Raw genomic sequence first — 18,702 nt, forward strand, 5'->3', positions numbered from 1 at the left:
TAGGCCCGGCCAGGCGCCGCGACCAGAACCACGGCGCCGCCGCGTCCGCCCACCGTCACAGATCTGTTCACCGGCGCCCGCCTGTGCGACCATGCCTGGCCGCCCGCCCCGGACATGGTCGGCCGGTTCCCGTCACCTCCCTGCCGGTCAAGGGCACGGCCGGCCGCGACCGAGGACATTGTGCGAGCCGTTCCGGCGCGAGTCGGCCCGGCGGCGGCATCGCCGGTGCTCGGTTCGATAGATTCACCTTCATGAGCGAGGGCATCGGCGGTACGGGCTCGGGGCGGCTCGTCGCAGGGCGTTACCGGTTGGGCCGGATGCTCGGCCGCGGTGGCATGGGCGCGGTATGGCAGGCCGAGGACACCCTGCTCGCCCGGCAGGTGGCGCTCAAGGAGGTGTGGCTGCCGTCGGCGGGTGACGATCCGATGGATCCGTCCGATCCGGTGGTGCGCCGGGTCATCCGGGAGGCGCAGGCGGCGGCCCGGCTGCGGCACCCGGGAATCATCACGGTCCACGATGTGATCGAGGAGTCCGGCCGTCCGTGGATCGTCATGGAGCTGATCGATGGACGGTCCCTCGCCGACGTCATCGCCGCGCAGGGGCTGCTCAGTGAACGGCAGGCCGCGGAGGTGGGTCTCCAGGTCCTCGATGCGCTGCGTGCGGCGCACCGTGAGGGAGTGGCACACCGCGACGTCAAACCGGCGAACATCCTGCTTGCCGAGGGCCGGGTGGTGCTGACCGATTTCGGTATCGCCACCATTTACGACGAGACCGCGCTGACCGCCACCGGCCAACTGGTCGGATCGCCCGCCTATCTGGCGCCGGAGCGGATCAACGGGATGCCCGCCACCGCCGCGTCCGATCTGTGGTCCCTCGGGGTGACGTTGTACACCGCCGTCACCGGAGCACCGCCGTTCCAGCGCGACAGCACCCCGGCCACGATGATGGCGGTCCTCGAACATCGCCCTGCCACACCGGCCCACGCCGGACGGTTGTGGCCGCTGATCAAGGGCCTGCTGGACAAGGACCCCGCCCGCCGGCTGAACCTCGAGCAGGCCCGCACGCTGCTGCACACCGCCATCCACATGCTCGACGAATCCGACCGCGCCGGCACCAGCCCACGTCCACGCGTACGCCTGCCTTTCCTGCGGCGCAACGTCGACGATCCGAACACCTCCGGCCTACCGCCCACAGCAGTCGCGCCGGCGCCGACACTCGCCGCCGCGACCCGACCGAACCTCGGCGAAGCGACCGCGACCACCGGTGCCGGCGGTGACGGCATCGAGCCGGGCGCATCCTCGCCCACGGTCACCGGCCCAGGGGCGGCCGAGACCCCGCCGACCACCGCCACGCCTCTGCCGGCCCACCCCGGACCGGCCACCGGCACACGCCGCCGGTGGAAGCCCGCCGCGGGTGTCGCCGCCGCCGTCATTGTCGTCCTCGCACTCACCGGCACCCTCCTGAAGATCTACTACCCCGACCTGATCAACGCGAGCGCCGACACGACCACCGGCCCTCCCGGCGACTCCGAGGCGGCGAACAAGACGACATCATCGGCTGCCTCCCCGTCCGCCACCGGCACCGGGCAGCCGACGCCGTCGGCAGACACCGGCAATGCCGCAGGGCCTGCGGCACCCGACGACGCCGCCATCGACGTCTGCCTGATCGGCACCTGGCAGTCAGTGGCCTTCAGCAAGAAACTCAAGATCCGGACCGAGGTCTTCTCGGTCACCGGAGCCAAGGATGTCATCAGACGGATCCGGCCGGACGGCACATCCACCGACGACTACGCCCGTGCCACGCCGCTGACCGCCACTGTGAACGGCAACAAGTACGCCGAAACCATCCGCGGCACCCGCGACCAGCGGGCGAGCACCGACAACGGGGTCCTCACCCTCGACGGGATCGTCAGCCGGCAGACCCTGGAGATCACCGAGAACAGCGAACAACTCCCGGTCACCGTCTACCCGAAGCAATCCGAGGCATACCCGTACACCTGCTCCGCCGACGATCTCGCCCTCAACGACGGCACCACCTACGAAACCTACCGACGCCTCGGCACCGATCCCGACCTGAAAGTCCCGACCACCTGAGTCACCGACGGCAACGTGCCCTTGTGGGTGGTGAGATCCCGTGCCGGGTCGCCACCACGGCGAATTCCCTTGCGGTTGTTGCACATGCCGTAGCGGCATGTGGTGAGGTCGGGGTACCACAGCACGAAAGGCTCTGTCTGCGATGTACCCCTCCCTCACGCCTCCCCGGCAGGTCAAGATCGGTGATGCCGCTGCGTTCGCCGGGGTCACCCCACGCGCCATCCGCCACTACCACGCGATCGGTCTGCTGCCGGAGCCCGAACGCGGCGGGGACGGCCGCCGCCGCTACGGCTATGACGACATGACCCGCCTGCTGTGGATCCGCAAGATGGCTGATGCCGGTATCAGCCTGGACGACATGCGGGCCGCCTTCGGCGAAGCCCGGGACGAAGCTGGAGACGAAGCCCTGGACCGAGCCCCGGATATCGAGTCGGTCCTGAGCAGGCTGGAAGAAACCTTGGCGACGCAGGAGGCCGCCATCAAACGTCGGCGCGCGGCTGTCCAGCGCCTGCGGGCGGTGGGCAGCCCGCTGGGGCTGCTCTCCGAACTGGTCACGGACCGGCTCAGCCACCTGCCCCCGGGCGCGTTGCGCCCCTCAGATCTGGACGCCCTGCTGGTCACGGAACGGATCTTCGGGCCGCTGGGCGCCGCCATCCAGGCCGGCAGGTTCATAGTGCTGGCCACCCACCCCGGCCTGCAGGCCGAGGAGGACCGTCTTGAGGCGGCCGAGGCCGCCCTCGACGACGGCGTCGAACCCGACGACCCGCGCGTCGAAGAGCTCGCCGTACAGCGCTGCGCTCACGAGATGGCCGTGGATCAGGCAATTGAGGCAGCCGGTCTCGACGCGGCCGAGGAGAAGATCTTCGAGATCTACGACGCCGGCCTGAAAGGGGAGGAGGGCACAGAGATGAGTGCCGCCACAGCGATCACCAAGATGCCTTACGACTTCTCTCCTGCCCGGATGCGATGCGTGGAACTCGCCGGACGGCTCTTCGGCGAGGCCCTTGCCGACGCCCGCTCCGCGGACAGCTGATCGCCCGAGCCTGGCACTGACGTGACCCGACAACCGGTCGCGTTCATCCGCACGTGACCGACCACCGGACCGTAGTGGACGCGCGCACAGTCGGGATGCTCAGTCTCCCCGCTTGGGGAACCACCATCGTCGCTTGATCCCGCCCTCGTGCGGCACCGACAGGTCGACGTCGTCCTCGCCGGACACCAGCGGCGTCCCGGCGCGCCGCCGGCGATCCAGTTCGTCCATGGCGCGCAGATTCTGTTCGGCGAGTTGTACCTGCTGCAGGTCGCCGGAGGCGACCGCCGTGCGGAAAGCCTGCCGGGCTCCGGCTGGATCGTCGAGGTGGTTGGCGAGCACGAATCCGAGATTGTTGGCTGCTTTCGGGGCGAAGACCAGATCGCCGCTCGCCATCGCCTGCCGGTAGGCCTGCACCGCCTCGGCAAACAACTGTTCCTGCTGGTGGATGGTGCCCAGGTTGTACCAGGCGGACCCGGTGAACCGGTCCTGCCCGGCCTCGATCACCTGCCGGAACAACGTGGCCGCGTCGTGCGGGCGATGCTCGCGTGCGGCCAGGTGCGCCTGGCCGATCAGCCCGCCCACCGACCACTCGGGGTGGCCCGACCGCTGCGCGACGGTGAAGGACGAGCGGGCGCCGGCCAGGTCGTCCCGGCCGAACAGCGCCATGCCCAGCATGTAGGCGGCTCGCGGCGACCACTCGGCGTCACCTGCGGCAATCGCCGACCGCAGGGCGCCGCATCCGGCCTCGAAGGGATCGTCAGGGCCGGCCGTCACGCGGCCTTCGAGCAGAGCGAGACCCAGATGGTACGCGGCGCGAGCCGATTCGTTCCCGTCAATTTCGTTGCTCATCGACCCATGGTCGCATCGGAGGCCACCAGTTCAACGCGGGTGACGACTCGGCCGGTCGGATGGTGCAGATTGGCCAGGACACGAACATCGGCCGCCGGACGGGTGGGCACAGCATGGTGACGGTGCATCGCACAGGGATGTCGTCGCGGTTGTTGCAGTCGTGGTACCTGACGCGGCGCCGCTCAGGCCGAGCCTCATCGAGGCCCGGCCATCCCCGCCGCGAGCGGCTATCCGTGAGTCGCCTCGGTCACGGAAGAACCCATCGCTGGTTGGCGCCGCCGTGGCAGCTCCAGATGATCAGTTGGGTGCCGTCCGCCGTGCTGGCGCCGTTGGCGTCCAGGCATCGGCCGGAAGCGGTGTTGACCAGGGATCCGTTGGCGCCCGCGGTCCAGTTCTGGGTGGCCGCGCCGGTACAGGCCTGCAGCTGGACCAACCCGCCGTTCGCGGTGCTGCTGCCGGCCACACCCATGCACTTGCCGAGCGACCGCAGGGTTGTCCCGCTGACCGTCCACTGCTGGTTGCTGCCGCCGGTGCAGCTCCACAGCTGGATCTTGGTGCCGTCGGCCGAGCTGGCCCCGCTGACGTCGACGCATTTGCCCGAGGCGCTGGTGATCCGGCCGACCCGTGGCGTCGTACCACCCAGCTCCTTGATCCGGACGTTGCGGAACGAGACGTCGTCCCCGGCGCCGTGGTTCTGCAGACCGATGTACCCCGAGGTCAGGGAGCGTGCCGGGTCGGTGTTGGTGAAATCGTTGACCCGTACGCCGTTGAGGAAAACCTGCAACCGCTCGCCCTCGACCAGCAGCTCGTACGTGTTCCACTCACCCGGTGGGTTCAGCGCGGCGTCGCGGGCGGCGAGGTCGGCCGGCTGAACCCCGTACACCGAGCCGGTGGTCCGGTCCGAGGTGTCGCTGGCGTCGATCTGCACCTCGTAGCCGGTGGCCAGCGCCGCGTCCGGGTCGCTGCCGGCCGGGAACCCGATGACCACGCCGGAGTTGTCGTCGCCCGGCATCATCCAGTCGAGCTTCAGCGAGTACGACCGGAACTCCCTCGCGCTGTACCAGAGCATGCCGAGCCCACCGGACGAGGTCAGCGTGGCGTTGCTGTTGCCGAACGAGCCCGGCCCGGCCTGCGACCAGCCGGTGGTGGAGCCGTTGTAGAGGGTGGTGTAGCCGGTCTCGGGCCGGCAGTCGGCCTTGGTGCGGTTGGCCGCGTACCGGATGCCGCCGAGGATCAGCGCGCGGAAGCCCGCCTCGGCGTAGCCGGCCTGGGTGTGACCGGCGCCGGTGTAGAACGAGCGGCCGCCCTGGTAGGTCTTGCACCAGGTGTGCGGGTGGTCACCGCCCATGCTGCCGCCGGAGTAGCTCGATTCGTCCAGCGTGGACAGCACCCGGGCCGACGAGCGGGGGTTGCTGCGGAAGTTGTACCACTCGTCGGTGCGGGTCGCCGTCGGGGCGAGCCCGGCGGTGGCGGCGTGCGCCCGGTTCTCCGTCCGTACGGTCGCCGCCTGGATCGCCGGGTGCGAGGCGAAGTACGCCCCGACCAGTTCGCCGTAGAACGGCCAGTCGTACTCGGTGTCCGAGGCCGCGTGCACGCCCACGAAGCCGCCCCCGGCCCGGATGTAGTTCTCGAACGCGGTCTGCTGGGTCGGGTTGAGCACGTCGCCGGTGGTGTTGAGGAAGACGACGGCCTCGAACTGTGCCAGGTTGGTCGCCGTGAACTGGCCGGAGTCCTCGGTGGCGGTCACCGTGAAGCTGTTGGCCGCACCGAGGTCACGGATCAGCTGGATACCGGCCGGGATGGCGTCGTGCCGGAAGCCGGCCGTCTTGGAGAAGACCAGTACGTCGTACGGGGCGTCGGCCGCACTGGCCGGCGTGCCGCCGATGCCGGCCAGGGCGAGCAGCGCTGCTGCGGCCGTGGCGAGGACGCGGGTGAGTGGGCGCATGGCCGGGGTTCCTCTCATGGCAGGGTCCAGCGCTGGTTGGCGCCGCCGTGGCAGGTCCAGATGATCAGTTGGGTGCCGTTGGCCGTGCTGCCGCCGTTGGCGTCCAGGCATTTGCTCGACTGGCCGTTGACCAGGGATCCGTTCGTCCCCACGGTCCAGTTCTGAGCGGCCGACCCGGTGCAGGCCGACAGCTGTACCGGGCTGCCGTCGGCGCCACCGGCCACGCCCATGCACTTGCCGAGCGACCGCCAGGTGCTGCCGGTACGGGTCCACTGCTGGTTGGCCCCGCTGTTGCAGGTCCACAGCTGGATCTTGGCGCCATCGGCGGAGCTGGATCCGTTGACATCGACGCACGCCCCGCTCGCGCCGACGATCCGGCCCGTGCCGCCGCCGCTCGGGGCGGCACCGATGGTGAAGGCGTCGACGTCGAACAGCGTCCCCGAGCCGCCGTGGAACGTCAGGTACAGGGTGGTGGCGCCGGCTGGGACGTTGGACAGGGTCGTCGAAACCTCGGTGAAGGTCTCATAGCTGCCGGTGACCGGCACGGTGACCGAGCCGAGCACGGTGCCGGTGGACGAGCCGGCGCGCACCGAGAGCGTGCCGCCGGCGCCGCCGGACGAGACCCGGGCCGTGAACCGGTTCTCCCCGGCCAGGGAGTACCGCTGGAAGGCGACCCAGTCGCCGTTCTGGATGTCGCCGACTGTCTGCCCGCCCTCGGCCGTTGTCTTGCTGTACAACGAGGTGCCGGACTGGGTGCTGCGGTGCTCGGCCTGGCGGTGCCGGGGCTGGAGGATCTTCTGCGCGCGGGTGGTCAGTGCGGGCTGGCCGTTGGCGCCCCGGTCGGTGTATTCCGCGTCGAGCACCGCGAACAGGTTGGCCGCCGTGTCGTGCTCGCCGTCCACCGGGATCTGCAGCGTTCCCGAGCATCCGGTGCTGGAGCTGATCGGGTGCGCGTGGTCGTCGTGGCCGAGCAGATAGCTCAGTTCGACCCGGCTGCAGTCGATCGTGCCGTCCTCGGGGTCCGAGACCGTGATCGTGTACGGCACGCTGTCACCGAAGCTGAACAGCGCCCCGTCGGCCGGCGTGTTCAGCACGACCGTGGGTGCGGTGTTGCCGACCGTGACCGTCATCGAGGCGCTGGCGGTGAGGCCGGCGGGATCGGTCACGGTGAGGGTCACTGCGCGCTCGCCGGCAGTGGTGTAGGTGTGGCTGGGATTGGCCGCCGACGAGGTGCTGCCGTCCCCGAAGTTCCAGGCGTAGGTCAGCGCACCGCCCTCGGGGTCCGACGAGCCGCTCGAGGAGAAGTTGACGGTCAGCGGCGCCGCCCCGGACGAGGGATTGGCCGCGACGCGAGCGATCGGCGCCTGGTTGTTGCCGGCCCCGTTGTACTCGATGCGGTAGAGGGCGGAACTGGCGTCGCCGTTGCCCCAGCCGGTGCCGTAGTCCAGCACGTACAGGGCGCCGTCGGGCCCGAACGCGCTGTCCATGACCTGGGTGCCGCGCCACGGGAAGTCATTGATCTGCCCGGCCGACCCGTCGGCGTTGACGTCGATGGTCTTGATCCAGCGGCGGCCGAACTCCATCGCGAAGAAGTGCCCGTCCAGCGCCGCCGGGAACTTGACCGTGGACGGGTTGGCCGCGTCGTACCGATAGACCGCGCCGCCCATCGGTGACTCGGACCCGCAGCCGAACGCGGCCAGCGAGCAGTTGTCGTACTTGATCCACGCGGGCCGCGCGGCCGGCAGGTTGGTCAGGCCCGTGTTGCGCGGCGAGTTGTTCACCGGTGCGGCGCAGTTGAACCGGCTTCCCGAGGGCCCCGACGGGAACGTGTAGTCCACGTAGGTCTCGTTCGTCGTGTTCGAGCCGGTGCAGTAGGGCCAGCCGTAGTTGCCGGCCGAGGTGATGCGGTTGAACTCCACCTGGCCCGCCGGCCCGCGCGTCGAACTGGTCGTGCCGGCGTCGGGTCCGTAGTCGCCGACGTACAACACGCCGGTCGCCTTGTCGACGCCGATCCGGAACGGGTTGCGCAGACCCATGGCGTAGATCTCCGGCCGGGTGCCGGCGGTGCCGGGCGCGAACAGGTTGCCCGACGGGATCGAGTACGACCCGTCCTGGTTCACCTTGATGCGGAGCACCTTGCCCCGGAGGTCGTTGGTGTTGCCCGCGCTGCGCTGCGCGTCGTAGACCGGGTTGCGGTTGCTGCGCTCGTCGATGGGCGTGTAACCGCTCGAGTCGAACGGATTCGAGTCGTCCCCCGTTGACAGGTAGAGGTTGCCGGCCGCGTCGAAGTCGATGTCGCCGCCGACGTGGCAGCACATGCCCCGGTTGGTCGCGACCTCCAGGACGGTCACCTGGCTGCCCGTGTTGAGCGTGTAGTCGGCGTTGAGGGTGAACCGGGACAGCCGGTTGACCCCGTTCCAGGCCGAGAAGTCCGTGCCGGTGGCCGGCGCGTCGCCGCTGGGCGTGTTCAGCGGGGGTGCGTAGAACAGGTAGATGAACCGGTTGGTCGAGAAGCCGGGATCCACCCCCACGCCCTGCAGGCCCTCCTCATCGTGCGTGTAGACCGGCACGGTGCCGATGACAGAGGTGACCCCGGCCGCGGTGGTCCGGCGCAGCACGCCGCTGCGGGCCGTGTGCAACACCGAGCGGTCGGGCAGCACAGCCATCGACATCGGCTCGCCCATCTCGCCCACGCCGCGCGCCAGCTCGACCTGCTGGAAGTCGGACGCGTTGACCGGATGGGCGGATGCGGGGGATGCCGGCCCGGTCAGAGCCGCCATTACTCCCGTGGCCGCGAGAACGGCGGTTGCGAACGCCGCCAGAACACGTCTTCTCATGAATTGATCACCTCGTCGGCTTCGCATTCGAAAAATGGCGTCTGCGCTCGGGGCCGGCGGCACAACAATGGGCCGTATGGTTACTGACTCTGCCGCTCTCTCATCGCACGCCGGCATCGGGGCAGCAGGGAGCCACACCCCGGAGTGAACGTTAACAACGCGCGGACACGGGCTCAGAAGCTTGCCGATCGAGCGGATGTGGGGATTCGTATGAGGTCACACGCTAAGCGGAAGATAGAAAGCAGTCAATAGTTGATCCGCTGTTCACAAAGCCGAAAAAAGATCAAGCCCATTCACCGGAGACCGCCATTCGCCCGAATGCCCGGCGTAACACTTTCCGGCCGGCCGGAAATCGCGCCCAGTGAAACAGATCGTGCGCCTTGCGGCAGGCTCCACCAGGGGCAGGGCCAGGACGGCGGGATGCCGCAACAGGCTCACAGTGCCGACGTTGTCCACCCGGCCACCGAACCGGGCGCCACACAGCAGGATCTGGCGCTCGCCTCGAGGGCCGGCGCCGCCGAGTGCGGTGGCGATCAACTTCTTCGGCCCTGGCCGAGAAAGCACGACAGAAGGCGCCGGAACTCGTCCGGGTGCTCGATCGCCGGCACGTGCCCGCACCGGCCGAGCACGTGCAGACGGACGTCGGCCAGGTGGTCGAGCAGGGGCAGGGCGGCAGCCCCGAGGGGGGTCACGCTGTCCTGCGCGCCGTGCACGAGCAGCACCGGCGCCCGGATCGCCGCCAGCGTCCGCCCCGGGAGGGTGAGGTCTTCGGCCCACCGCGCCCTCGGCGGCGGGAACAACGACGCGTAGGCGGCTGCCCCCGCTTGCATCGCGGCGGCCCGGGCGTCAACGGCGGCATCGGTCACGAGCGCCTGATCGAGGACGAGGCGGCTCAGCATGTCGCGGGCCCCTGCCGGGCCCGCGGGGGCGGCCCAGAGCGCGTCGAGATCGGCCGACAGCGGCGCCCCGGGGGCACCCATCGTCGAGACCGCCACGACGCGGGTGACCTGCTCCGGCCGCGCGGCCGCCAGCGCCAGCGCCACGGCCCCGCCCATGGAGTGACCGACCACGGCGTAGTGCCCGGCGCCGAGCGCATCCATCAGGCCCGCGGCCTGCTCCGTCCACAGCCGGAGCCCACCCCGCGCGCCCGGCGGTACGGGCGTACGGCCGAACCCCGCCTGGTCGGGAGCCACCAGATGCCAGGAAGGGCCCAGCGCCAGTGCCGTAGCCGCCCAGGCTCCGGCCCCCGTCGTGCCGGGCCCGGAGCCGTGCAGCATCAGCACCGCGGGTCCGGCGCCGTCCTCCAGGACGTGCACAGTGGAGCCGCCGACGACGACGGTCCGAGCCGTCACGCCGAAGGGACGGACTTCGAGAAGACCTCCATCATCGCCCGGCCGAACTGCGGCATGTCGGGCCAGCCCCGGCACGAGACGAGGTTGCCGTCCACCACGTCGGGAGCGTCGATGACCGTCGCGCCCGCGTTCTCCATGTCACCGGTGATGGGCGGGAAGCATGCCGTCTTCCGGCCCTTCAGCAGTCCGTACACCGCCGGCACCTGCGCGCCGTGGCACACCAGCGCGATGGGGAGGTTGCGCGCGAAGAAGTGTTCGGTGATGCGCCGGACGTCGGCGTCGACCCGGATCCACTCGGGGGCCCGCCCGCCGGGGATGATGAGGGCGTCGTAGCGCTCGACGTCGACCTCGGCCCAGGGCACGTCGACCGGCAGCTTGCGACCGTTCTTCTCCACGTAGGCGTCCGAGCCGGGGTCGAACTCGTGGATGACCAGCTGCACGTCGCGCATCGTCCGCGAGGAGACGTCGACGTCCCAGCCACCCTCCTGCACGCGGTAGTAGGGGTACATGGTGTCGAGCTCCTCGGCGGCGTCGCCGGTCAGGAGCAGCGCTCTGGGCACCTGCTTCTCCTCGCATCTCGGGGGCGGGTGAGGCGGATCCAATCCGATCCGATCCGGTGGGGCCAGCATTCCCCGGCCCGGCCGGACCGTCAAGCCTTCACCGCGGCGGCGTGCGCGGCCTCGATCTCGTCGAACACCCGCCGGAAGCGGTCGCCGGACCGCAGGATGTGCCGGCGCATCGCGTAGGCGGCGGCGTCGGGGTCACGCGCGGCGATCGCGGCCACGACCTGCTCGTGCTCGGCCATGGCCAGATGGGTGACCTGGGCGTCGCGGTGCAGCCGGAAAAGGTGCACGTGGCTGTGCAGGCGGGCAAGCGTCTCGCGGATGACCTGGTTGTCCGCGCTCAGCGCCACGAGATCATGGAAGGCGGCGTCGCGGAGCCCGAAAGCGCCGTAGGCCATGACCCCCTTGCTTCCCTCCAGTTCGGCCATTTCCCTCAGCATCCGCCTCAGGCCGGCCACCTGCTCCGGCGACGCGCGTTCGGCGGATCGGCGCGCCGCCGCCGGCTCCAGCAGCAGGCGCACCTCGAGCATGTCCTCGAACCGGCGCCGGGTGATCTGGGGCGGAATGCGATAGCCGGCGTGGGGCACCCGCACGACCAGGCCCTCGGCCTCCATCCGGTTCAGAGCGTCCCGGATCGGCGTCTGCGATACCCCCAGCTCGCGGGCGAGCACGTCGATCGTGACGCGGGACTCCGGCTCGATCCGCAGCGACATCAGCTGTCCGAGCAGCGTGTCGTACACCTCGTCGGCCAGCCGGCCGGCGGATCGTCCGGGCGACATCGCTGCCGCCGCCCGGCTGCCCCGCGCGCTCATCGCTTCGTCGTCCATCGTGACGTGAGGTCCCTTCGTGCGTCCCCGCGAACCTGTTGACATCAATCACAACGCTGCGACATGCTGACGCCCACCAGATCGTATAGGAAATCTGCTCCTAGATCACTTGCCGCACCTGTGAGCATGCTCGTCGTCCCGCTCGGTTCGCCACCGGGCCCGCACAGGGATCGCGGCAGTTCCTCGACGGCCGAACGACTCCGTACGCCGCGGCGGCAACGCGGCAACGCACCCGAGACACCGAGCAACCGCTCGGCCACGAACCTGGCGAGGCTGAAGAACTCCTCCAGAAAGCAGGCGAGATATGCGGCATTCGAAAGGAAGAGGAAGACTGTCCGTTCCTGGCCGGAAGGTGCAGCTGGCGACGGCGGCCATGCTGCTCCTGGCCACCACCGTGGCGGCGTGCGGCGGCGACGGCCAGGACGGCGACCCGACGGCGAACGCCCCCAAAGCGCCGGCGGCCGTTCCGGAACTCACCACGGACCCGCTGACCCTCAGCTTCGTCTGGTTCGAGTGGCCGCCCGCCAAGGCGCTGGAGACCTTCGCGAACGAGGAATACAAGAAGGTGCGGCCGAACGCGACCATCAAGGTCAACACCGTGCCGAACGCGAACTGGCACGACGCGATGTTCACCCAGTTCGCCGCCCGCAAGACCGACTTCGACATCGCGATCCTGGACTCGCAGCACATCGGTGAGGCCGTGACGAACGGCAACATTCTCGACCTCACCGACTTCGTCAAGAACAACATCGACGTCGCCGCGTACGACCCGTACCTTCTGGCGGCCTACGGCCAGTTCCCCCAGGCCGAGACCGGCCAGCGCGACGAGAACGCCAGCCTGTACGGGCTGCCGCTGCTCGGCGACACCTGGACGATGATCTACCGCAAGGATCTGATCGGCGACAAGGCGCCGCAGACCTGGGACGAGATGATCTCAGCCGCCGAGAAGTGCCAGACGGAGAACCCCGGCGTCAGCGGGCTGGCCTTCCACCAGGCCAACGGGTCCGACGCCGCGGCCGTCACGTACAACACGGTCAACGGCGTCTACGGCGGCAACCTGTGGGACGCCAAGACCCGCAAGATCGACGGTGTTCTCAACGACGCGGCCGGCCAGGAGGCGATGAACGTCCTGGTCAACAAGATGAAACCACTGACCGCCAAGGGCTCCGGCAACTGGTTCATCGACGAGGTCAACGCGGCGGTCGCCCAGGGCAAGGCCTGCATCGCGTTCAACTGGATCGCCGCCAGCGGCGGTCTGCTCGACCCGAAGCAGTCGACGCTCGGCAAGACGCGCGAGCAGATCCTCGGCAAGCTGGGCTTCGCCACCCTGCCCAAGCAGAAGACGGACCTGGTTCCGCTCGGCGGCATGGGAATGCACGTGTCGGCCTACTCCTCCGCGGCGAACCAGGCCGAGGCACTGAACTTCATGAAGTGGTTCGAGCAGGCCGACATCCAGAAGAAGTGGGCCGCGGCCGGTGGCGTTCCCTCCCGTACGGACGCCATTCAGTCGCCCGAGTTCCTCGAGGCCGGGCCGTTCAACAAGGTGTACGCCGAATCGGTGCCGCGGATGCGGGACATGTGGAACGTGCCCGAGTACGCACGCCTCGTCGACATCGAGAACACCAACGTGAACGCGGCCCTCAACGGCGCCAAGGAGCCGAAGCAGGCGCTCGACGACATCGCCAAGGAACAGCAGGGTGTGCTCGACTCGAGCGGCCGCAAGGGCGGCGGCGGACTGTGAGTGACCCCGCCTCCCTGACGACCGGCCCTCCCGGGCAAGTGGCGACGCCGGAGCCGCCTGCCCGGGGCCGGTCCCCCCGATTGACGGACCGCCGGCTCGCCGTGGTCTTCATCGCCCCGGCCTTGCTGCTCCTGCTTGCCATGTCGGTGTTCCCGTTGCTGTGGGCGTTGTACCTGTCCTTCACCGACTACTCGGCCACGCGCGGCGGGTCGGCCAACTGGGTCTGGTTCGGCAACTACACCGCCATCCTGACGTCGGCCCAGGTCCACACGAGGGCCCTGACGACGCTGATCTACGTGGTCGGCGCGGTCGGCCTGCAGACCACGCTCGGTTTCACCATCGCCTACCTGATCTCGCGGCGTACCCACGGGCGAGGCCTGCTGACCACGCTCTTCCTGGTGCCGATGATGCTGTCGCCGGTCGTGGTCGGGCTGTTCTGGCGGTTCATGCTCGACGCGCAGTTCGGCGTGGTGAACAGCATGCTCGGCTCGTTGGGTTTGGAGCCGGTGGAGTGGCTGACCCGGCAGCGGACGGCGCTGATCTCGCTGATCGTGGTCGACACCTGGCAGTGGACGCCGTTCATCATGCTCATCGCCCTGGCCGGGCTGACCGCGGTGCCCAAGTACCTGTACGAGGCCGCCTCGATCGACCGGGCGTCCGAGTGGTTCCGGTTCCGCACCATCACGCTTCCGCTCGTGTGGCCGCTGCTGCTGATCGCTGTGTTGTTCCGGGCCATCGAGGCGTTCCGGCTGTTCGACCTCGTCTACATCCTCACCAACGGCGGTCCGGGGGTCTCGACCGAGACGTTGTCGTTCCACGTCTACAAGGTCGCGTTCCTCGGCTTCAACACCGGGACAGCCTCGGCGTACGGAATCCTCATGGTCCTCGTCGTCATCGTCCTCACGCAGCTCTACCTGCGCTACCTGAACAAGCTCAAGGAGGACTGATGGCCGTCTCCGTCAACGAGGCCGTGTCCCCCGGTCCGGTTCAGCAGACCGCACCGCCGGCGCGCCGCCGCGGTGGCGGCCGGGGCCGCTCCGTGCTCGAGATAGTGCTGCTGACCCTGCTGGCTGTCGTGATGCTCTTCCCGGTGCTGTGGATGATCGAGACGTCGCTCAAGGAGAACCGGGACGTCTACGCCGTGCCCGCCAAGTTCTTCGACTTCAAGGTCACGCTGGACCACTACAAGGACGTGTTCGTCGCCTCCGGCGGCGGTCGCTCCACGCTGTCCACGTCGTTCCTCAACTCCGTGATCGTCGCCGGAGTCTCCACGGTGCTGGCCACCGTGCTCGGGGTCCCGGCGGCCTGGGCCTACTCCCGCTTCACCCTCAAGGCCAAGAAGGACCAGCTGTTCTTCATCCTCTCCACCCGGTTCATGCCGCCCGTGGTGGTCGTGATCCCGATCTTCCTCATGTACCGCCAGGTCGGGCTCATCGACAACGCGCTCGGCCTGATCCTCATTTACACCGCCTTCAACGTCCCGTTCACGATCTGGATGATGAAGGGGTTCGTCGACGAAGTGCCCGCGGAGTACGAGGACGCCGCCATGCTCGACGGCTACACCCGGTTGCAGGCGTTCCGGAAGTTCACCCTGCCCCTGCTGGTGCCCGGCATCGCGGCGACCGCGGTCTTCGCCCTCATCTTCTCGTGGAACGAGTTCGTGTTCGCCATCTTCCTCACCTCCAGCGACGACGTGCGGACGGCCCCACCGGCCATCGCCGGCCTGATCGGCGGCACCACCGTGGACTGGGGACTCGTGGCCGCCTCCTCCGTGGTGTTCGCCCTGCCGGTGCTCGTCTTCGCGTACCTGGTGCGCAAGCACCTCGTCGCCGGCGTGACGCTCGGGGCGGTGCGACGCTGATGGCCGGCATCGAGGTGACCGCCCTGCACAAGCGCTACCCCGACGGGACGGTCGCGGTGGAGCACGTGGACCTGTCCATCGCCGACGGCGAGCTGTTCGTGATGCTCGGGCCCTCGGGGTGCGGCAAGACGACCACGTTGCGGGCCGTCGCCGGCCTGGAGCGGCAGACGACCGGCGACATCCGCATCGGCGCCACACTGGTCAACGACCTGCCGCCCGCCGAGCGCGACATCGCCATGGTGTTCCAGTTCTACGCCCTCTACCCGCATCTGCGGACCCGCGACAATTTGGCGTTCCCCCTGCGGGCCGAGGGACTTCCCAAGGCGGAGGTACGCGAGCGTGTCGACGAGGCCGCTCGGCTCATGCGTCTCGCTCCCCTGCTCAACCGGCGACCGCGCCAGCTGTCCGGCGGGGAGCAGCAGCGCGTGGCGCTCGCCCGCGCCCTGGTGCGACGACCGCGCGCGTTCCTCATGGACGAACCCCTCACCAACCTGGACGCCGAGCTGAGGGCGGACATGCGTACGGAGATCAAGCACCTGCAGGGCGAGCTCGGGACGACGATGGTCTACGTCACCCACGACCAGGTCGAGGCGATGTCGCTCGGTCACCGGATCGCCGTGCTGAACAAGGGCCGCGTCGAGCAGATCGGCACCCCGCTGGAGGTCTACGACCGTCCGGCCAGCCTGTTCTGCGCCGCCTTCATCGGCTCCCCGCCGATGAACCTGATCGAGGTGGAGGTGGCCGACGGCGAGCTGCGCGGCCGGGGTGGACTGGCCCTCACGCCACCGCCGGGCCTGCGGCGCGACCGTGCCCTGATCGCCGGCGTCCGGCCGGAGGCGCTGGAGGTCACCGAACCGGGGGCGGACCGTTCGATCCCGGCCCGCGTGGTCTCGGTGGAGTGGCTGGGCGACGAGATCATCTACGTGGTCGACCACGGTGGCGAGCGCGACGTCCGGGTGCGGATGCCCCCGATCGTCCGTTTCACCGCCGACGCGAAGGTCGGGCTGCGGCACACCGGCGGAACCCCGGTGGTCTACGACGTGCGTACGGAAGAGCTGGTGGCCTGATGGGAACCGTGGCAGCGCACGGGCTGAGCAAGTCCTTCGGCAAGGTCCAGGCCCTGGACGGCGTGACGCTGGACGTGCCGGACGGATCGTTCTTCGTCGTGCTCGGGCCGTCGGGGGCGGGCAAGACGACGACCCTGCGGGCGATCGCCGGCCTCGAGCAGCTCGACGCCGGGTCGGTGCACCTGGACGGGCGGGACGCGACCGGTGACACCCCGGCCGCCCGCGACCTTGCCATGGTCTTCCAGAGCTACGCCCTCTATCCACGGAAGACGGCGTACGAGAACATCGCTTCGCCGCTGCGGGCCCGCCGCCGCGCGGCGAGCGAGATCGCCGCGGCCGTCGAGCGGGTCTCGGCCCTGCTGCACATCGAACGTCTGCTGCAGCGGCGCCCCGCGCAGCTGTCCGGTGGCGAGATGCAGCGTGTCGCCCTGGCCCGGGCGCTGGTTCGCAGTCCGCGCGCGTTTCTCATGGACGAGCCGCTGACGAACCTCGACCTCAAACTCCGCGTCGAGATGCGCACCGAGCTCACCCGCATCCACCGCGGTCTCGGCGCCACCTTCGTCTACGTGACCAACGACCAGGTCGAGGCCCTGTCCATGGCGGACCAGGTGGCGATCCTCAAGGAGGGCAAGGTGCAACAGGTCGGAACCCCGATCGAGGTGTACGAGCGTCCGGCCAACCAGTGGGTCGCGGGATTCGTCGGGAGCCCGCCGATCAGCCTGCTCCCCTGCCACGCCGAGGGCGATCGTCTCGTCGGTGCGGAAGGCTGGAGTCTGCCGCGGCCCCGCTGGACCACCGCCGAGGACGGTCGCCCGCTGCTGCTGGGCCTGCGCGCGGAAGACCTTTCCGTCGAGCAGCGCGGGGCCGCGTCGCTGCCGGGAGAGGTTTACGGGCTCGAGCCGCTCGGGGACCGTACGGTGGTCGATGTCCGGGTGGGAACGGAGATCCTCAAGGTCAAAGCGAGACCCACCGTCACCGGTACGCCGGGCGAGCGCCTGAACGTCACGGTCGACCTGGACCGGGCACACCTTTTCGATGCGGGCACCGGGCTCTCGCTCTCGCCGGCCGGGCGGTGATCGGGTGAACGTCCTGGCCCCCGGGCACCGACGGCTCCGGATCGGCGACGCCTGGCGCGATGCCACCAGCGGCGCCACCTTCGAAGTCGAGGATCCGGCCACCGGCAAGACCATCGCCGAGGTGGCGGACGCCGGGGCCGCCGACGGACTCGCCGCTCTGGACGCGGCGAGCGAAGCCCTGCCGGGGTGGTCGGCGACCCCGCCGCGGAGACGGTCGGAGTTGCTGACCGCGACCTATCGGTCCCTGACCGAACGATCCGAAGAGGTCGCCCGGCTGATCACGCTCGAGATGGGCAAGCCGCTCGCCGAGGCTCGGGCCGAGGTGGCGTACGGCGCCGAGTTCTTCCGCTGGTTCGCCGAGGAGGCGGTGCGCGTCGAGGGGCGCTACAACACCGCGCCCAACGGCGGATACCGCATCCTCACCGTGCCCAAGCCGGTCGGACCCTGCGTCTTCGTGACGCCCTGGAACTTCCCGCTGGCCATGGGCGCGCGCAAGATCGCCCCGGCGCTGGCCGCGGGCTGCACGACGATCACCAAGCCGGCCGCCCAGACACCACTGACCATGCTGTTGCTGGCCCGCATCATGGAGGAGGCCGGCGTTCCCCCGGGCGTCGTCAACGTGGTGACCACCAAGCGGGCCGGCGAGGTGGTTTCCGCTCTGCTGGCCGACACCCGGACCCGCAAGCTCTCGTTCACCGGGTCGACCGAGGTCGGGCGGGTGCTGCTGCGGCAGGCCGCGGGCAACGTGCTGCGCACCTCCATGGAACTGGGCGGCAACGCGGCCTTGATCGTGTGTGCCGACGCCGACCTGGACGTGGCGGTCGACGGGGCCATGGTGGCCAAGATGCGCAACATCGGGGAGTCCTGCATCGCGGCCAACCGGATCTACGTCGAGGAGCCGGTGCGCGAGGAGTTCACGGCCCGCTTCGCCGAGCGGATGGGCGCGCTCTCGATGGGCCACGGTCTCGACGACGGCGTGAACGTCGGGCCACTGATCGACGGGGACTCGGTCACCAAGATCGACGATCTCGTCGCGGACGCGGTCGGGCGCGGCGCCCGGGTCCTGGTGGGCAGCGGGCGTCCGGACGGGCCGGGCCACTTCTACCCGCCGACGGTCCTCGTCGACGTGCCCGAGGACGCGCGGATGCTGCGAACGGAGATCTTCGGCCCGGTGGCGCCCATCCTCTCGTTCACCACCGACGACGAGGTGATGGCGAAGGCCAACGACACCGAGTACGGCCTGGTCGCGTACGTCTTCACCCGCGGCCTCCAGCGGGCGCTGCGGTTCGCCGAGGGGCTGGACACGGGAATGCTCGGCATCAACCGCGGCCTGATCTCGGACCCCTCAGCTCCGTTCGGCGGGGTGAAGCAGTCGGGGATCGGCAAGGAGGGGTCGCACGAGGGCATCGGTGAATACCTCGACCTCACGTATGCGGCGATCGACCTACCGTGAGAGGC

The 18,702-nt window shown here is 69.6% G+C and carries 14 protein-coding genes; 8 read left to right on the top strand and 6 right to left on the bottom strand.

The window, feature by feature from the left end:
- The first annotated feature begins 83 nt into the window (after window positions 1-83).
- Both C8E87_RS01940 and C8E87_RS01945 read left to right on the top strand, forming a co-directional pair.
- Complete coding sequence (locus tag C8E87_RS01940) at window positions 84-2,093, top strand: serine/threonine-protein kinase (protein ID WP_133871481.1); 2,010 nt, start codon at window positions 84-86, stop codon at window positions 2,091-2,093.
- A gap of 142 nt (window positions 2,094-2,235) precedes the next feature.
- The gene (locus tag C8E87_RS01945) at window positions 2,236-3,126 is read left to right on the top strand and encodes a MerR family transcriptional regulator (RefSeq protein WP_133871482.1); all 891 of its coding nucleotides are present in this window, start codon (window positions 2,236-2,238) and stop codon (window positions 3,124-3,126) included.
- Between the two features lie 99 nt (window positions 3,127-3,225).
- Here the strand turns inward: C8E87_RS01945 and C8E87_RS01950 are convergent, their stop codons facing one another.
- The 6 genes from C8E87_RS01950 to C8E87_RS01975 all read right to left on the bottom strand — a co-directional run bounded on the left by C8E87_RS01950 (window position 3,226) and on the right by C8E87_RS01975 (window position 11,499).
- Window positions 3,226-3,975: a tetratricopeptide repeat protein gene (locus C8E87_RS01950; RefSeq protein ID WP_133871483.1), complete on the bottom strand. Its 750-nt coding sequence runs from the start codon at window positions 3,973-3,975 to the stop codon at window positions 3,226-3,228.
- A 247-nt stretch (window positions 3,976-4,222) separates the two neighbouring features.
- On the bottom strand, window positions 4,223-5,920 hold the full coding sequence (locus C8E87_RS01955; RefSeq protein WP_133871484.1) for a ThuA domain-containing protein: 1,698 nt from the start codon (window positions 5,918-5,920) through the stop codon (window positions 4,223-4,225).
- Window positions 5,921-5,934: 14 nt separating this feature from the next.
- A complete protein-coding gene (locus tag C8E87_RS01960; protein WP_133871485.1) occupies window positions 5,935-8,757 on the bottom strand; it encodes a PQQ-dependent sugar dehydrogenase in 2,823 nt (940 codons plus the stop codon).
- Between the two features lie 533 nt (window positions 8,758-9,290).
- On the bottom strand, window positions 9,291-10,109 hold the full coding sequence (locus C8E87_RS01965; RefSeq protein ID WP_133871486.1) for an alpha/beta fold hydrolase: 819 nt from the start codon (window positions 10,107-10,109) through the stop codon (window positions 9,291-9,293).
- Window positions 10,106-10,669: a DJ-1/PfpI family protein gene (locus tag C8E87_RS01970; RefSeq protein ID WP_133871487.1), complete on the bottom strand. Its 564-nt coding sequence runs from the start codon at window positions 10,667-10,669 to the stop codon at window positions 10,106-10,108. Before C8E87_RS01970 ends, C8E87_RS01965 begins: the two co-directional genes overlap by 4 nt.
- An 89-nt stretch (window positions 10,670-10,758) precedes the next feature.
- Window positions 10,759-11,499: a GntR family transcriptional regulator gene (locus C8E87_RS01975; RefSeq protein ID WP_133871488.1), complete on the bottom strand. Its 741-nt coding sequence runs from the start codon at window positions 11,497-11,499 to the stop codon at window positions 10,759-10,761.
- Between the two features lie 352 nt (window positions 11,500-11,851).
- Here C8E87_RS01975 and C8E87_RS01980 point away from each other — a divergent pair, with 352 nt between their 5' ends.
- The 6 genes from C8E87_RS01980 (at window position 11,852) to C8E87_RS02005 (ending at window position 18,697) form a co-directional block, all read left to right on the top strand.
- Window positions 11,852-13,240 (top strand): extracellular solute-binding protein, encoded by a 1,389-nt coding sequence (locus C8E87_RS01980; RefSeq protein ID WP_239080387.1) that lies wholly within the window; start codon window positions 11,852-11,854, stop codon window positions 13,238-13,240.
- Between the two features lie 80 nt (window positions 13,241-13,320).
- Complete coding sequence (locus C8E87_RS01985; protein ID WP_239080388.1) at window positions 13,321-14,187, top strand: carbohydrate ABC transporter permease; 867 nt, start codon at window positions 13,321-13,323, stop codon at window positions 14,185-14,187.
- Window positions 14,187-15,101, top strand: a complete 915-nt coding sequence (locus C8E87_RS01990; RefSeq protein WP_133871491.1) for a carbohydrate ABC transporter permease — start codon at window positions 14,187-14,189, stop codon at window positions 15,099-15,101. The genes C8E87_RS01985 and C8E87_RS01990 overlap by 1 nt, the downstream gene beginning before the upstream one ends.
- Entirely contained in the window at window positions 15,101-16,168 is a 1,068-nt protein-coding gene (locus C8E87_RS01995; RefSeq protein WP_133871492.1) for an ABC transporter ATP-binding protein, read from the top strand. Before C8E87_RS01990 ends, C8E87_RS01995 begins: the two co-directional genes overlap by 1 nt.
- Window positions 16,168-17,244, top strand: a complete 1,077-nt coding sequence (locus tag C8E87_RS02000; protein ID WP_133871493.1) for an ABC transporter ATP-binding protein — start codon at window positions 16,168-16,170, stop codon at window positions 17,242-17,244. Before C8E87_RS01995 ends, C8E87_RS02000 begins: the two co-directional genes overlap by 1 nt.
- A complete protein-coding gene (locus C8E87_RS02005) occupies window positions 17,204-18,697 on the top strand; it encodes an NAD-dependent succinate-semialdehyde dehydrogenase (RefSeq protein ID WP_133871494.1) in 1,494 nt (497 codons plus the stop codon). The genes C8E87_RS02000 and C8E87_RS02005 overlap by 41 nt, the downstream gene beginning before the upstream one ends.
- Window positions 18,698-18,702 lie beyond the last annotated feature (5 nt).

Source organism: Paractinoplanes brasiliensis (assembly GCF_004362215.1).
Lineage (GTDB): Bacteria > Actinomycetota > Actinomycetes > Mycobacteriales > Micromonosporaceae > Actinoplanes > Actinoplanes brasiliensis.

Coding starts and splice junctions, on each gene's coding strand:
- C8E87_RS01945 (WP_133871482.1), top strand. CDS start 2,236: ATGTACCCCTCCCTCACGCCTCCCCGGCAGGTCAAGATCGGTGATGCC.
- C8E87_RS01950 (WP_133871483.1), bottom strand. CDS start 3,975: ATGAGCAACGAAATTGACGGGAACGAATCGGCTCGCGCCGCGTACCAT.
- C8E87_RS01955 (WP_133871484.1), bottom strand. CDS start 5,920: ATGCGCCCACTCACCCGCGTCCTCGCCACGGCCGCAGCAGCGCTGCTC.
- C8E87_RS01960 (WP_133871485.1), bottom strand. CDS start 8,757: ATGAGAAGACGTGTTCTGGCGGCGTTCGCAACCGCCGTTCTCGCGGCC.
- C8E87_RS01975 (WP_133871488.1), bottom strand. CDS start 11,499: ATGGACGACGAAGCGATGAGCGCGCGGGGCAGCCGGGCGGCGGCAGCG.
- C8E87_RS01990 (WP_133871491.1), top strand. CDS start 14,187: ATGGCCGTCTCCGTCAACGAGGCCGTGTCCCCCGGTCCGGTTCAGCAG.
- C8E87_RS01995 (WP_133871492.1), top strand. CDS start 15,101: ATGGCCGGCATCGAGGTGACCGCCCTGCACAAGCGCTACCCCGACGGG.
- C8E87_RS02000 (WP_133871493.1), top strand. CDS start 16,168: ATGGGAACCGTGGCAGCGCACGGGCTGAGCAAGTCCTTCGGCAAGGTC.
- C8E87_RS02005 (WP_133871494.1), top strand. CDS start 17,204: ATGCGGGCACCGGGCTCTCGCTCTCGCCGGCCGGGCGGTGATCGGGTG.